Origin of the sequence: Mycoplasmopsis agalactiae PG2 (assembly GCF_000063605.1) — a bacterium.
Lineage (GTDB): Bacteria > Bacillota_I > Bacilli_A > Mycoplasmatales > Metamycoplasmataceae > Mycoplasmopsis > Mycoplasmopsis agalactiae.
Genome location: NC_009497.1, coordinates 676,148 through 691,660, shown reverse-complemented (window position 1 = coordinate 691,660; position 15,513 = coordinate 676,148). Strand labels below are relative to the sequence as shown.

The window sequence follows — 15,513 nt, the reverse complement described above, 5'->3', positions numbered from 1 at the left end:
TATATAACAAACCAATGATTATTAATAGTACTTAGAGTACAAACATTATGAATATTGAATGCCATGAACTTAAACGATATATTTTTTAATAAGCATTTTAATTTTTTCTATTTTTGAAAGCATCAAAAAAATATCGTCAAACAACGATATCTTTAATAATTCATTATTTTTTCATATTCATCTAAAGTGCCATGGTAAATAAAACTTTTATCTGGAGCAATTTCAAGAATAACATTAGCAACATTATTAACTAAAGCACGGTTATATGTTGTAAATATGCACCCACCTTTATAATTTTGCAAGCCTTGAATAACGCTATCGATACTTTCAGCATCTAGGTGATCTAGCGGTTGGTCTAAAATTAAGAAGTTAGCTTCTAAAAGCATCATTCTAGAGAACATCAATCTAGCTTTTTCTCCACCTGAAGTAATTCCTACTTTTTTAAACACTGAATCATTTGAAAAGAGCATTCTACCTAAGAAGCTTCTCATTCTATGATCTGAAACATCCTTAGTTTCTTCAGTTGAGTTATATGGCGGTCACTTGGCAAGTCAATCTATAATTGAAATATTTTCATTAAAGTATTTACTATTATCATTTGGATAGTAAGTGAATTTAACTGTTTGTCCCCATTTTATAGTACCTTTAGTAGGTTTAGCCTCACCAATTAAACACTCTAAAAATTTGGTTTTAGCAATGTCATCGTCGCCAATAAGCACCATTTTTTCACCTCTTGCAAGAGTGAAAGAAACATTTTCAAAAAGTGTTTCGCCTTGCTCATTTACATAGCTTAAGTCTTCAACTTCCAAAATGTCTTTACCAGGAGCTCTGTGAACTTCTCAATTAATGTATGGATATTTTCTATTAGAAGGCTTAATTTCATCTAATGTTATTTTTTCTAATGATTTTTTTCTACTAGTAGCTTGTCTAGATTTAGAAGCATTAGCACTAAAACGAGCTATAAATTGCTTTAGTTTTTCAATTTGCAATTCTTTTTTGGCGTTAGATTGCTTCATTAATTCTCTAGCTAGCTCACTACTTTCTTTTCAGAAAGTATAGTTACCAGTATACATTTTGGCTTCATTAAAGTCAATATCAACAATATTAGTGCACACATTGTCTAAAAAGTCGCTATCGTGAGATACAACAATAACAACATTTTCGTAATCGGCTAAAAAGTTTTCTAATCACTTGATAGCACGTAAGTCTAAATGGTTAGTAGGCTCGTCCATAATTAAAATATCAGGGTTGCCAAATAAAGCTTTAGCTAAAAGTACTTTAATTTTTTGATTAGCAGTCAATTGACTCATTGGCGAATTTCATTTTTCTTTAGGAATTTGCAAGCCTGATAAAAGTTCTTGGGCATCATTTTCAGCAGTTCAGCCTCCAAGAGCACCAAATTTTTCTTCTAATTCACCAGCATGTGTATAGTCTTCCATAGTGGCATTAGGATTAGCATAAATAGCTTCTTTTTCTTCTTTTATTTTAAAAAGATCGCTGTTACCTAAAACAACTACATCAGTAACATTCATATCATCATAAGCATTATGGTCTTGGCTCAAAACACTTATTCTACGGCCTTTTTCGACAATTATCTGACCTGAAGTTGGTTCAATTTCGCCTGCTATAATTTTTAAAAATGTACTTTTTCCGGCACCATTAGCCCCAATTATGCCATATGTGCTACCAGCTGTAAATTTTAAGCTCACATTTTCAAAAAGCTTCTTGTCACTAAAAATTTTGCTTAAATTTTGAACTTCTAACATTTTGTCTCCTCTTAATTATTTTTTATTTAACTTAAAATTTAAATATCAAAGCCAAGGTCTGCTTTAACTAGTTCATATTGACTAGGATTGTTGATTTTCATTAAATATAAAGCCATTTTTTGATGCATTATGATTGAAAAAAGCTCTTCTTTGTCAAGATTTTCTGGCTTTGGAAACATTGAATAGTCCATATATTCAATTTCTCTTTTAATATCTTCATCTGACACACTTATTTTTTCATTTCCGCCTAAAATATTATCAATTAGAACTAAATGATATGATGCAATTGAATTTTCTCTTGCTCTTTTTAATATCTTTAAGCCCTCACCAGTTTCATGAACAACTTGTTCATAAAGCATTTGTCTATGAGTTGGATCAGCAACATTAGATAAAATTGCATCAATATGATTATTAGTTGAGTGGAATATATTTTGCTCATTAACGCCAATTTCATTTTTTGAAACTATTGCATCTAGGGCTATTTCATAGTAACGTAGGAGAAAATTTGATGCATTATTCTTTGCTGTATCTTTTGCAATTTTTTCCTTAAAATCATTTAAAAAATTAACATCAGGCAGCATAGCTAAATGAATATTTTCATCTGTTAATTTAGTAGGCGCAGGACGCTTAATGTCCAAAATTGTTATAAAGAATGTTACACCATCAGGTGCAGTTGTTTGGAACTGTTCATTAATTTTGTGGCCAATAATTTCATTATTAAGTGAAAATTGATCAGTTTTTTCAGCCCTTGTTCGAATTTCTTTATCTTCGCCAATTATTTCATTTTTTAAACTTCTAGTTGCACTTCAAGTTACAACATCACCTTCAGTAATAGCATCATCAGCAGTAGTTAAAATTGGATATTCAGCAATAATTTTGTCAAAAGAACTGTCCAAAAACTCCTTTGGAACAGGCTTATAAGTAAAATCAATATCTAAATTAGAATAATCAACTTTTAAAATTTCATCAGAAGGATAATGTGTTATTGTTATGTCTATTTTAACCCCATTTTTATCTGGGCCATCAACTACAACAATTGGTGGAATAGCTACAAAATTAGGATCTTCTTGGCGTAATTGAGCAAACAATTCATCTAACTTACTATTTATAGTTTTGTTAATTGTGTAAACTTCAACATCACTTAAAGTTGACTTTTTGCCTTGTGAAGTTAGCTCAATAATTGACTTAGTTTTACTAGTTTCTCAACTTTTAGAATCTAAAACTATGTTTGCTTTTTTCTCTTTGTAATTAATCATCTATAAACCTACTTTTAATTTTTGTCTATATTTAAGACAGTAAAAAATAATATTTAAATTATATTTTAAATCCTGAATTTTTCAATAGTTATTTTGTAAAAGATGAAGAGTGACTAAATTTTACCAAAAAGACTTATTATTGAGCTTTTGGCAAAGTTAATGTCTTAAAATTGTGGTTTTAAATAGCTCAAATAAAACAAAATAAATAAAAAAAATAAAAAAATTGAAACACACGGCTAAGTTGTTATATAATTAGTTGCACTTATATTTTATATAGGTCAGAATTTAGGACATTTAAAAATTTAATGAAAGGAAAATAAAATGCCTACAACAAATCAATTGGTTGTTAATGGTAGAGAAAACAAAGTACGTAAGCAAAATGCTCCTGCTTTGAATCTTAGTTTTAATACTTTAACTAAGTCAGCTCGTAAATTACCTGCGCCATTTAAGCGTGGTGTATGTACTAGAGTTGCTACTATGACTCCTAAAAAACCTAACTCAGCATCACGTAAGTATGCTCGTGTTAAATTATCAAACGGAATGGAAATTACAGCATACATTGGTGGTGAAGGACACAACCTTCAAGAACACTCAGTTGTGCTTATTCGTGGTGGAAGAGTTAAAGACCTTCCTGGTGTTAGATATCATATAGTGCGTGGAACACAAGATTTAGCTGGTGTTGCTAACCGTAAGCAAGGTCGTAGTTTATACGGCGCTAAAAAAGAAAAGAAATAATTTAGAAATTAATTTAGAAAGAGGTAAAAAATGTCTAGAAAACATAGTGCACCTATAAGAAAAGTGCTTGCAGACCCAGTTTTTAATTCTGTATTAGTTACTAAATTAATTAACGCAATTATGCTTGACGGTAAAAAATCATTAGCACAAGATATCTTATATTCAGCATTTAACCTAGTTAAAGAAAAAACACAAAAAGACCCAATGGAAGTATTCCAAGCTGCAATTGACAACGTTACTCCTCAATTAGAAGTTAGAACCAGAAGAATTGGTGGTACAAACTACCAAGTTCCTACTGAAGTTTCTGCTAGAAGAAAACAAACCCTAGCTCTTAGATGATTAGTTCAGTATGCTCGTCTAAGAAATGAAAAAACAATGGATGTTAGATTAGCTAACGAAATTATTGATGCATCAAACAAAACAGGTGGAGCTATCAAAAAACGTGAAGACACACACAAAATGGCTGAAGCCAACCGTGCCTTTGCCCACTTTAGATGATAGTTTTATAAATTATTTTACTTTAGGAATTTATGGCTAGACAACATAAATTAGAAGATTACCGTAACATCGGTATTATGGCTCACATTGATGCTGGTAAAACAACAACTACTGAAAGAATTTTATTACACACAGGTAAAATTCACAAAATTGGTGAAACACACGATGGTGCTTCACAAATGGACTGAATGGCTCAAGAACAAGAACGTGGGATAACAATTACTTCTGCTGCTACAACAGCATTTTGAAAAGGCAAAAGAATTAATATTATTGACACCCCTGGCCACGTTGACTTTACTGTTGAAGTTGAACGTTCACTTCGTGTTTTAGACGGTGCTGTTACAGTGCTAGATGCGCAATCTGGTGTTGAACCACAAACTGAAACTGTTTGAAGACAAGCTACAACATATAGAGTTCCAAGACTTATTTATGTTAACAAAATGGATAAAGCTGGTGCAGATTTCTTTGCTTCAGTTAAGTCTGTAAAAACAAGGTTGAATGCTAACGCAGTAGCAATTCAAATTCCAATTGGTCAAGAAAGCGATTTCAAAGGTATTGTTGACCTTGTGGAAATGAAAGCTTATGAATATGACGGAAAACCTGAAGAAAATGCTAAGGAAATTGAAATTCCATTTGACTTACAAGCTTTAGCAAAAGAAAAAAGACAAGAATTAATTGAAGCTGTTGCAACATACGATGAAGAGTTTATGATGAAAGTTCTAGATGGTGTTGAACCTACTTTAGATGAACTTAAAGCAATGATTCGTAAAGCAACTTTAACTTCTGAATTTTTCCCAGCAGTTTGTGGAACTAGTTTCAAAAACAAAGGTGTTAAGAAAATGATTGATGCCGTTGTTGACTATCTTCCATCACCGCTAGATATTCCTGCTGCAAAAGCACATAAAGGTGAAAATGAAGAAGTTGATGTTCCTGCAACTGATGACTATCCTTTTACAGGTTTAGCATTTAAGGTTATGACTGACCCATTTGTTGGTTCATTAACATTCATTAGACTTTATGCAGGTACTTTACAAAAAGGTAGTTATGTATATAACTCAACCAAAGGTACAAAAGAAAGAATTGGCCGTTTAATTTTAATGCATGCTAATTCACGCAGTGAAATTGATGAAGCTAATGCTGGTGATATAGTTGCTGCTGTTGGCCTTAAAGGTACAACAACAGGTGATACTCTAATTGCTGAAAAAGCTCCTGAAATTGTTTTAGAAAGAATGGTTTTCCCTGAACCAGTTATTTCTCAAGCACTAGAACCTGAATCAAAAGATGCTATGGAAAAATTAGCATTAGGTTTACAAAAATTAGCTGCTGAAGACCCTACATTTAGAACATACACCGATGAAGAAACAGGTCAAACAATTATCGCTGGTATGGGTGAGTTACACTTAGATATTATTGTTGACCGTCTAAAGAGAGAACATGGTGTTAAAGCTAAAGTTGGTGCTCCTCAAGTTTCATACCGTGAAACAATTACTAAGAGTGCTGATGTTGAAGGTAAACACATTAAGCAATCAGGTGGTAAAGGTCAATATGGCCATGTTTGAATTAAGTTTGAACCTAATCCAGACAAAGGTTTTGAATTTGTTGACAAGATTGTTGGTGGTAAGATACCTAAAGAATACATTAAGCCAATTCAAAAAGGTCTTGAAGACAAAATGGCTAGTGGTATATTAGCAGGATATCCAATGATTGACATTAAGGCAACATTATTTGATGGTTCATACCACGATGTCGATTCATCTGAATTAGCCTATAAAATAGCTGCATCCAAAGCTTTAACTAAAGCTAAAGATTTAGTTGGAACAGTTCTATTAGAACCTATTATGGACGTTTCAGTTATCATCCCTGATGATTATTATGGTGATGTAATGGGCGATATTACTCGTCGTAGAGGTCAAATTCAAGAAAGTGAATTAAGAAACGATGGTGATCACATTTTACGTTGTTTAACACCATTAAGTGAAATGTTTGGTTATGCTACTGACTTACGTAGTATGACAGCTGGCCGTGGTAATTATCAAATGCAATTCCACCACTATGAAAAATGTCCTAAAAATATAGCTGACGAAATTATTAAAAAACGTAATATTCAGCTTAAAGACGAAGATTAATTACTTAATAAAGCACTCTAATAAGGAGTGTTTTTTATTGCAACTGAATTTAATAAATGGAACAATTCATGTCTTGGTTTTCAAATATTTTAAAGTTGTTTAGAATTTATACATATAAATTTTTTAATGAAAATTTATATAAATTAAAGGCAGGGATTATGAAGCGAAAATTTATTTTAGGTCTTGGAGCAATATCTACTTTAGCAGCTATTCCAACAATTGCCGCTACTTGTGGAGTTTCTTCACCAGCAAAAGTTGCTAAAGCTAGAGCAGCTTATGAAGATGCTTTTAAGAAATTTAATGATGCAGTTGAATCAGACGTTAAGGCATTAGTTGAAAAGAAAAAAGCTATTAATGCTAAAGATATTTCAAAAGAGCAAAAACAAAAATTAATAGCTGAAAAAGATGCATGAGTTAAGACTAGAACTCCTATTTTACAGGACTTAAGGAAAAAAGCTAATGATGAATTTAAGAACCTAAAGAAGGTTCAAAAGAACTTTAAAACACAAGTTGTTAAAATCGTTCACACTAATGATGAACACGGCCGTTTAGTGTTTGATGATGGTAAGTTTAACAACTATTCAGGTATGCAAGGGCTAGCTGAAATTTTAAATAAAGACTTTGACAGAGACTTATTACTTTCAGCAGGTGACTTAATTCAAGGGCTTCCTTTATCAGATTCAGACAAAGGATTAACTATTTCAAAAGTTGCTAAAGAAATGAATTATCAAGCAGTAGCTATTGGTAACCACGAATTTGATTATGGTTTAGAACATATGTTCAATATTGAAAGAGAAACTGCTGGGATGCCATTTTTATCAGCTAACATTGTATGAAATGAAAAAGCTGTTAGTGAAAAAATTAAGACAAAAGATGGCAAGTTAGCTGTTAAGGATGAAAAAGTATTTACTCCATACATTATTAAAACACTAGATTCAGGAATCAAAGTTGGTATTATGGGTATTACTACTCCTGATACACAATGAACAAGTAATCCTAAAAACTCAGTTCATGTTACTTTCTTAGATCCTATTGAATCAGGCAAGAAAACTGTGGAAGAGTTAAAGTCTAAGGGTGTTAATTTCATAGTTGCTTTAACTCACTTAGGAGTTAATAGACCTGATACAAGATGAGATTCAAGAGAATTTACTAAAAATGTTGAAGGTGTTGATTTAGTACTTGACGGCCATTCACACACAAGAGTTGATATTGAACGTAAAGATGAAGAAAAAGGATTTTTAACTCAAGCAGAGTGCTACACAAGATACTTAAGTGAATTAGATTTAGTTGTTGATTCTGAAACTGGAAAAGTTAGCGAAGTTAAACAACACTTAAGAACAATTGAGTACACTGAATTACTTGGTGGTAAGGAAAATTCAATTCAATCTATTAAAGATATGATTGGCAAACTAAAAGAAAAGTTTGATGCTGTTAATGATAAAGTTGTGTTTAAGTCAAGTGTTGAATTTAAGCACACTGAAGAAGTGAAGATTAAGCCAGGCGGTGGCGAGAGAGAAATCCCAATCTGAAGAGGAAGAGCACAACAAACTAATTTAGGTACATTTGCTGCTGATGCTGCTGTTTATGACTTTATTGAAAATAAACCTAAAGTCAATGGACAAGAAGTTCAATTTAGTGATGATAATGTTATTGGATTAGTAAATGGTGGTGGTTTGCGTCAAGACACTCAATCTGGAGATATTAAGAGAGCTGATCTTTTAGGAATTTCACCTTTTAGTAATAGAATTGCTGCTGTTCAAGTAAAAGGAAGCGTTTTACTTGAGGCTATGAAGCATGGAGCTTCAAAAGTATTCTCAGGAGCATATGCTCAATATTCACATAATGTTAAAGCAAACATTAATTTTAAAGAAACTAAAGGCGACAAATTTGTCTATGAATTAGACGAAAACAGTGTAAAGATAAACGACAAAGCAGTTGATAAAAACAAAGATTATTACATTGTTACAAATGACTTTATTTTAATTGGCGGTGACGGCTATGAAATGCTTGACTATGTTAAACACCCTGAAAAGGCAAAAAGTGTATTTGAAGGTGGAGACATTTTAGAAAGCTACATTAAATTTGGTCAATTTATTACAAACAAAGAAGCATCAAAAGAATCAACAAATCCATTTGGAAAACGCAAGATTGAAAATTATAAAGACATAGAGCAAAAGAACATTGAAGTTAAACACACCAAGTAATAAAAATAAAAAAAGCAGGGCGCCCTGCTTTTTGTTTATGACTGTTTTATAGCACTATTCGAATAAAACTGTATATCCTACTGGTGAGTGGTCTGAAATTCCGCTTCTTATATATCCATAGTCTGATTTATAAGTTTTTCTTGATGATGACTTAACATAATTTATTCAATCAGTCAATGAATTTATATTTTTATAAAGAAAAATATTATTAACAAAGTCATATAGTTTAAATATTTTTGGATTGCTATATTTTAGTTTCGAACGATGGATTATCTTGTCATATGAATTAGCATATTTATTAAATGAAGTGCTAAGTGAAGTGTTGTTTTCACTTGTGGGTTCAAAAACATTTTTGTAGATTGCATTTTTAGCAATTCAGCTAAAAGCATCATTATGATTGCTTGCTTTTATATTAGTATCACCAGCAAAAAACAAGTCTTCGTTTTCTCCGTCTAAGTCATTAAAATAGTCAAATACGTATTGAAGGTTATGTGCTTCATTTAATTCTGATGAGCCGGCTCCTCTAGAAGCAACCTCAGTTGTCGATTTTTTAACACCGGGGCTATCAAAGTGACCTATTATGTAAGTAAAGTCATTATTTTTTAGTTTGTTATTTAAGATTTTAAATTTCATTCCATATGGAGGTCTTAAATAGTGTTTTACATTACCGCCAAAAGGAGTTTCTTTAAACTCTGGGTTATCTTTTTTGTATATTTTTCCAATAGAGCCATCATTAAATTGAATTGGTTCTAATTTATTTGTTTTATATAAAAATCCTGCAAATTCACTTTCGCCACTTTTTTTGTAGCTAGGATTAGAAAGATATTTGTCGGAAACTCTGTAAGCTCATCTATCTAGCGATGAGATTTTCTTGCTTTGCTCATTTAATAGTTTTATTAACTCATCTAAATGAGTGGTATTGCTACCCTTTAATTCGACCAATCCTACTAAATCATAGTGTTGTTGGGCAATTACTGAAGCTAAAGCTTGAGTTTTAAAGTAGGCTGAACTAAGAGATGATGGTGAATAATTTAAAACATTTCAAAGCCAAATATTTATATCTTTGAATGCGCCTGAATTTGCGCTATTAAGTCCACCTGATATATTATCATTTTGTGCCTTATTTATAGGGGTATTGGTAGAACTAGAAATAGTTATTTTCGAACTATCACTATCACCAAAAGGTATAAAACAAGATACTGAAGCACTTAAAGATCCTGCAGCAGTTAGTATCCCCGCTGATGTATAAATTCACTTTACTTTTTTCATAACAATTTAATTATATCCTCTATTATAATTTAACTAATAGATTAAGTGCAAATTATATGTAAATCGGCCTAAATTTCTTATAATAGAATTATTGTTTAATATGAAAGGTCACAAAATGTCAAAATATTATTTAACAAATAGAGACGAAAAGATGCTATTGATAGCACAATATGAAGAATTAGATAAATGTGATAAATATAATTTTTTAAGCAAGCGTTATGGTGCAATTACTGAATTTCATAATGAAAATGTTGCATATATTTATCTAACAAGTAAATTAGAAAGCTATGATGACTTGGTTGAATTAATAGACAACAATATTATTGGCAGAAAGAGAGAATATCAAATTGATATTAACTCTTTTGCTAAAAAAATATTTAGCATTGAAGATGTTATCAAAGCATTTTATTCAAGAATCATATTTCATGAAGCTTCATTATTTAATCTTAAGAAATCAGTAGCAGCTAAAAGCAATTTCACATTTTTATTTAATGATGAAAAATACAAAGAATTAGCGCACAAATTTGAAGTTATCGCCAATAATCGTAACAAGTGCAGAAACTTACAAGTTATGCCCGAAAACTACTGTAATTCAGTATCATTGGCAAATTTTATAGTAGATGTTTCTAATATTAAAAATGTAAAAGTTATAGTTTTAGATAAAAGCAAAATTCAAGAATTAGGTATGAATTTGCTTTTATCAGTTAATAAAGGTTCAACTCACGAGGCTAGAGTTGTTGTACTAGAGTATAACGGCAATCCTGATTCAGATGAAAAAATTGTGCTTGTTGGAAAAGGTATAACATTTGATACTGGAGGTGTAAATACTAAAGGATATCATATGGAAGGTATGAAGTATGATATGTCTGGCTCTGTAATTGTAGCTTATGCTTTAAAATCTTTAGCTGAGCTTAATGTTAAGAAAAATGTAGCTGCAGTTATGTGTATAACTGATAATAGAACAAATGGTGATGCTTCACTTCCAGAAAATGTATATAAATCAATGTCAGGACTATCTGTAGAAGTTACTGACACTGATGCTGAAGGAAGATTAGTATTAGCTGATGGTCTATTTTACGGTGCAAAAGTGCTTAATGCTACTTGCTTAGTGGATGTTGCAACACTAACAGGGGCAATTTTAAGTGCTTTAGGCAAGAGTTATTCTGGAATATGATCAACTGATGACAATAACTGAAGTATATTTGAAAAAGCTGCTAAGATAGCTAAAGAAAAAGTTTGAAGAATGCCATTACACGAAGATTTTCATGAACCAAATAAAGCAAGCATTGTGGCAGATTTAAATAACTATAATAATGATGAATTATCTGATTCAAACACAGCAGCAATGTTTTTAAAACAGTTTACAAACAATGTTCCTTATATACATTGCGATGTAGCGGGAACAGCTGATTTAAAAGGTAAACCATTAGGTGCTTTAGTTGATACACTAGTTGAATTTGTTATTCAAAAATAGGTTAGTGTATGATGAAGATTTTACCAACAAGCCTGTTTTATAGGATAATTAAAAAATGAATGTCTGGGCATTCATTTTTTTACATACTAAAACAATCTAACTTATTCACATCTAAAAAGAATTAATCATGCTGATAAATAAGTAAATATGTTTCTATTATTTTTATTTACCACCATTATGTAGGTAGCCTTGGCAAAATATAAAATTATTAATAATAATGGACTAATGATTGTTGGCGCTGAATAAATAAAAACTCAATGAATTAATTTTAAATTTACTCCTGCAGTAGTAGTTATAATGAGGAATAAAAAGCTGGAAATTCATGTTATGCATAGCCACAAGTAGTTAGCTAAATTGCCATTGATAACGGTGTATTGAGATTTTTTATTGTATATAAGTGGAATTAGATTATCAATTATCAAGAATTTAATAATTAAACTAATAGAGAAAACCAAATTAATTCCGTACAAAATTGGATCTGGATAATTATTATTAAAATCTGAAGTATAACGTATAACTTGTAGACTTGCAAAATTCACAAACATAATAATTATGTATGTTAAGTATCAGAACCAATCAACTCAAAATTGAGCAATTAATAATAAAGAAATCTTTTTGTTTTCTACATATGATTCTTTTATATGTTTGGCAAGCAATATTTTTTAGAATTTTCAAAATCATTTGTGTTTATTATTAATTTGACTATTGTTGGCAGTATGAATAACAAATGAATAATGCAAAATAAGATGATAAACACAATCTTCAGCGCTGAATAAGCAAACTGCTTTGAATAAAATCAATTTTAATGCCATTTGAGTTAACTTCAAAATACTGTATGTAATCAATTGATTGAAGCACTAAATCAATTACAAAAAAGGCAAATATAGTAATTAGTGATAACAGTGTAAAAGCAATCGTAACATTTCGCTTTTTGCTAGATTTTAGCTGAAACAAGGTTCATAAACATGATTGCATGGATAAATTTAAATTATGCATAATTCTTCCCTTCTCTATAATTTAATTATATTAAATTATTCATACCGAAATTTAGGGTTCAAAGACATACAATAATTTTTGGCAAATTTTTTATATATTTATGGAATTGTTTCATATCATAATGGATATTAATTTATGCCTTCTTATTTAACGAATAATCATCAAAAAATATTTTGCAAAACATATTTTTAGTATAAAATTATATTGCTTATGCAAATGTAGTTCAATGGTAGAACACCAGCTTGCCATGCTGGATACGGGGGTTCAATTCCCCTCATTTGCTCCATATATTTCTAAATACCGTAAAGTGCTGTAAAACAGCATTTTTTTACACTTTTATTATTTATCTTCAATTGCACTTATGCCAGGAAGTTCCAAGCCTTGTAGGAATTCTAATGAAGCGCCGCCACCTGTTGAAACATGAGAGAATTTATCTTCCATACCTAATTTTTGCACTGCAGCAACACTATCACCACCACCAACTACTGAGTAGCATGAATCTAATTCTGATATAGCTTTAGCTATTTCTAGAGTTCCAGCACTAAAGTTATTAAATTCCGCCACACCCATTGGGCCATTTCAAACAACAGTTTTAGCACCAGCCAAAGCTTCTTTAAATAGCGCTATTGACTTAGGGCCAATGTCTAGTCCCATTTGATCTTCAGGGATATTTAACTCGCAGTAAACTGGCTCAACGTCAGCATATTCTTTAGCACATGCATTATCAACCGGAAGAATAACTTTTGTGCTGTTTTTTTCTAAAAAGTCTTTAGCAAAAGGCAAGAAGTCATCTTCGCAAATTGATGTACCAATGGTATAGCCAAGCGCTTTTTTAAAGGTATAAGCCATGCCACCACCAATTATCATCTTATCAACTAGTGGAATTAAGTGTTCTAAAACTTTAATTTTGTCACTAACTTTAGCACCACCAATAATAGCTACATAAGGATGTACAGGCGCTTCAATTGCTTTTGTAAGCGATTCAATTTCCTTTTGCATCAAGTAGCCAACAACTGAGTGCTTAATGTGGCTTGCAATGCCAACATTAGAAGCGTGAGCTCTGTGTGCTGTACCAAAAGCATCATTAACAAATACATCGCCTAATGAAGCTCAATATTTGCCTAATTCAGGATTATTTTTGCTCTCAGCTTTTTCGTTAATATCTTCATAACGAGTATTTTGCATCAAAATAACATCACCATTATGCAAGCTGTTAATTGCATTTTCTAATTCAATGCCCCTTGTCGAATCCACAAATAAAACAGGCTTATTCAACAATTTTGCTAGTTCAACTGAAACAGGGAATAAATCATTTTTTACCATATCTTCAGCACTTTTAATTCTGCCTAAGTGTGACATTAAAATTAATTTTCCGCCTTCATTAATTATTTTCTTAATTGTAGGTATTGCTGCAACTATTCTTTTATTTGAAGTAATAACTCCATTTTTAATTGGTACATTGAAGTCTGCTCTCATTAAAACTTTTTTGCCCATAAACTTGATATCATCAATACTTTTTTTCATATTTGTCCTTTTAATAATGAATGATAATTAATATTATTATAAATTATATTTTGCGCTTTAGTCTTACTATGAGTACTAATATGAAATTAATTTAGGAAACAAAAGGCACTAAAGAGCTTATAAAGCTGTTTCATAGTTATAGTCAACTTATAGTTTAATTAACAGATAATATATAATTATATTTAAGACTAAATATTAAGATAAGGATTAACAATAGCTATGGATATAAATAAATATATTTCTGCATACTTCCATAAAACTAATGAAATATTAAAAACAGAAAACCCAGATAACATAATAACATTGCAGTTTTTTCAAAGAAGAGATAATACACTGCTAGCTGGGATGGAAGAAGCATTAGAGTTTTTAGAAAAGCACACAGATACATCAAAATATAAGATTAGATATCTTAAAGATGGCTCAGTAATGAATAAATTTGAGGTAGCGCTAGAATTAACAGGTCACTACCAAGATTTTGGCATTTATGAAGGCATTATTGATGGAATTTTAACAAGAAGCACATCAATAGCAACTAATGCATATGAGTGTGTTAAAGCCGCTAATGGCAAGGAAATTATATTTATGGGCGACAGAGCTGATCATTATTTATTGCAAGTAATTGACGGCAAGGCTGTTTCAATAGCTGGTGTAAGTGCAATGTCAACGGATGCTCAAAATGTTAATCCTTCACACTCATCTTTTGGTTCAGTGCCACATATTTTGATTCAAAATTTTGCTGGTAATACTGCTAAAGCAATGGCTGCATATGCAAAAACTTGACCTGGAGACCAAATTATTTCACTAGTTGATTATCACAATAATGTAATTGAGCAGTCATTAGAATCATTTAAGGAATTAGGCAACCGCCTTTATGGTGTAAGGGTGGATACTTCAAAGAATATGAAGGATAAAATGTTTGACAATGAGCCTGATAATAAAGAATATTATGGTGTTAACATTGAGATGATTAAAAGGCTAAGAAAAGCTTTAGATGAAGCAGGTGCTAAGGATGTTAAAATCATTGTTTCATCTGGCTTTAGTGCAGAAAAAATTAGAAAATTTGAAGAAGCCAAAGCCCCAGTTGATTCTTATGGAGTAGGTCAAGCAATGTTTAAGTTTGAGTGCTTTTTCTCAGCTGATGCAGTTTTATTAAATGGAAATAATGAAGCTAAAGAAGGCAGGATGTATCGTCCTAATAGTAAATTAATTGATTATAATTAGCTTATGGTACTATAAAACAGCCATTTTAGTAAAAGCAGCTATTTTTTAATAGCTCTAAATATAAGCGAAGCAAATTATTAAAAACAAAAGAGTCTTATTATTAAGTATAATATTAATATTAAGATAAAAAATATTAGAAACTAATACTCATATATAGGAGATTATATGGCTTACAAAAAACCTCAAATTTCTAATGAAATTGTTCGTTATGTTGGTGAGATTTCAACTACAGTTGGCGGCTATAAAAAAGAGTTGAATCTTATTTCATGAAATGGTGGAGAAGCTAAATACGATATTAGAGACTGAAATAATGATCACTCTCGTTCAAGCAAGGGCATTACATTAACTTTAGAAGAGTTAAAAAATTTAAGAGACTTACTTATCACTGAATTAGCTGATAAATAAATTTATGATTCTTTTTATTTAATTTTTCCTTCATAAGGA

Annotated in this window: 11 protein-coding genes and 1 tRNA gene; 8 read left to right on the top strand and 4 right to left on the bottom strand. The window is 31.0% G+C overall.

Features of this window, described 5'->3' with window-relative positions; all coding sequences use genetic code 4:
• Positions 1–152: 152 nt before the first annotated feature.
• Positions 153–1,766, bottom strand: coding sequence for an ABC-F family ATP-binding cassette domain-containing protein (locus MAG_RS03035; protein ID WP_011949753.1), 1,614 nt, complete (start codon positions 1,764–1,766; stop codon positions 153–155).
• Positions 1,767–1,804: 38 nt separating this feature from the next.
• The gene (locus MAG_RS03030) at positions 1,805–3,022 is read right to left on the bottom strand and encodes a trigger factor-related chaperone (RefSeq protein ID WP_011949752.1); all 1,218 of its coding nucleotides are present in this window, start codon (positions 3,020–3,022) and stop codon (positions 1,805–1,807) included.
• Between the two features lie 321 nt (positions 3,023–3,343).
• On the opposite strand from MAG_RS03030, the gene rpsL reads away from it, so the two are divergent.
• The 4 genes from rpsL to MAG_RS03010 all read left to right on the top strand — a co-directional run bounded on the left by rpsL (position 3,344) and on the right by MAG_RS03010 (position 8,585).
• Positions 3,344–3,757: a 30S ribosomal protein S12 gene (rpsL, locus tag MAG_RS03025; RefSeq protein ID WP_004024001.1), complete on the top strand. Its 414-nt coding sequence runs from the start codon at positions 3,344–3,346 to the stop codon at positions 3,755–3,757.
• A 30-nt stretch (positions 3,758–3,787) separates the two neighbouring features.
• On the top strand, positions 3,788–4,258 hold the full coding sequence (gene rpsG / locus MAG_RS03020) for a 30S ribosomal protein S7 (RefSeq protein ID WP_011949751.1): 471 nt from the start codon (positions 3,788–3,790) through the stop codon (positions 4,256–4,258).
• Positions 4,259–4,287: 29 nt separating this feature from the next.
• Positions 4,288–6,381, top strand: a complete 2,094-nt coding sequence (fusA, locus tag MAG_RS03015) for an elongation factor G (protein WP_011949750.1) — start codon at positions 4,288–4,290, stop codon at positions 6,379–6,381.
• A 158-nt stretch (positions 6,382–6,539) separates the two neighbouring features.
• Positions 6,540–8,585, top strand: coding sequence for a 5'-nucleotidase C-terminal domain-containing protein (locus tag MAG_RS03010; protein ID WP_011949749.1), 2,046 nt, complete (start codon positions 6,540–6,542; stop codon positions 8,583–8,585).
• Positions 8,586–8,639: 54 nt separating this feature from the next.
• On the opposite strand, the gene mnuA is transcribed toward MAG_RS03010, so the two are convergent.
• Positions 8,640–9,854, bottom strand: a complete 1,215-nt coding sequence (gene mnuA, locus MAG_RS03005; protein ID WP_011949748.1) for a membrane nuclease MnuA — start codon at positions 9,852–9,854, stop codon at positions 8,640–8,642.
• Positions 9,855–9,969: 115 nt separating this feature from the next.
• On the opposite strand from mnuA, the gene MAG_RS03000 reads away from it, so the two are divergent.
• A complete protein-coding gene (locus tag MAG_RS03000; protein ID WP_011949747.1) occupies positions 9,970–11,328 on the top strand; it encodes a M17 family metallopeptidase in 1,359 nt (452 codons plus the stop codon).
• Positions 11,329–12,536: 1,208 nt separating this feature from the next.
• Positions 12,537–12,610: transfer RNA gene (locus tag MAG_RS02995), tRNA-Gly, on the top strand.
• A 53-nt stretch (positions 12,611–12,663) separates the two neighbouring features.
• Here the strand turns inward: MAG_RS02995 and MAG_RS02990 are convergent.
• Positions 12,664–13,848 (bottom strand): phosphoglycerate kinase, encoded by a 1,185-nt coding sequence (locus MAG_RS02990; RefSeq protein ID WP_011949744.1) that lies wholly within the window; start codon positions 13,846–13,848, stop codon positions 12,664–12,666.
• Between the two features lie 219 nt (positions 13,849–14,067).
• Between MAG_RS02990 and MAG_RS02985 the strand changes: the two genes are divergently transcribed.
• On the top strand, positions 14,068–15,069 hold the full coding sequence (locus tag MAG_RS02985) for a nicotinate phosphoribosyltransferase (RefSeq protein WP_011949743.1): 1,002 nt from the start codon (positions 14,068–14,070) through the stop codon (positions 15,067–15,069).
• Positions 15,070–15,234: 165 nt separating this feature from the next.
• The gene (locus tag MAG_RS02980) at positions 15,235–15,474 is read left to right on the top strand and encodes a YdbC family protein (protein ID WP_013022203.1); all 240 of its coding nucleotides are present in this window, start codon (positions 15,235–15,237) and stop codon (positions 15,472–15,474) included.
• Positions 15,475–15,513 lie beyond the last annotated feature (39 nt).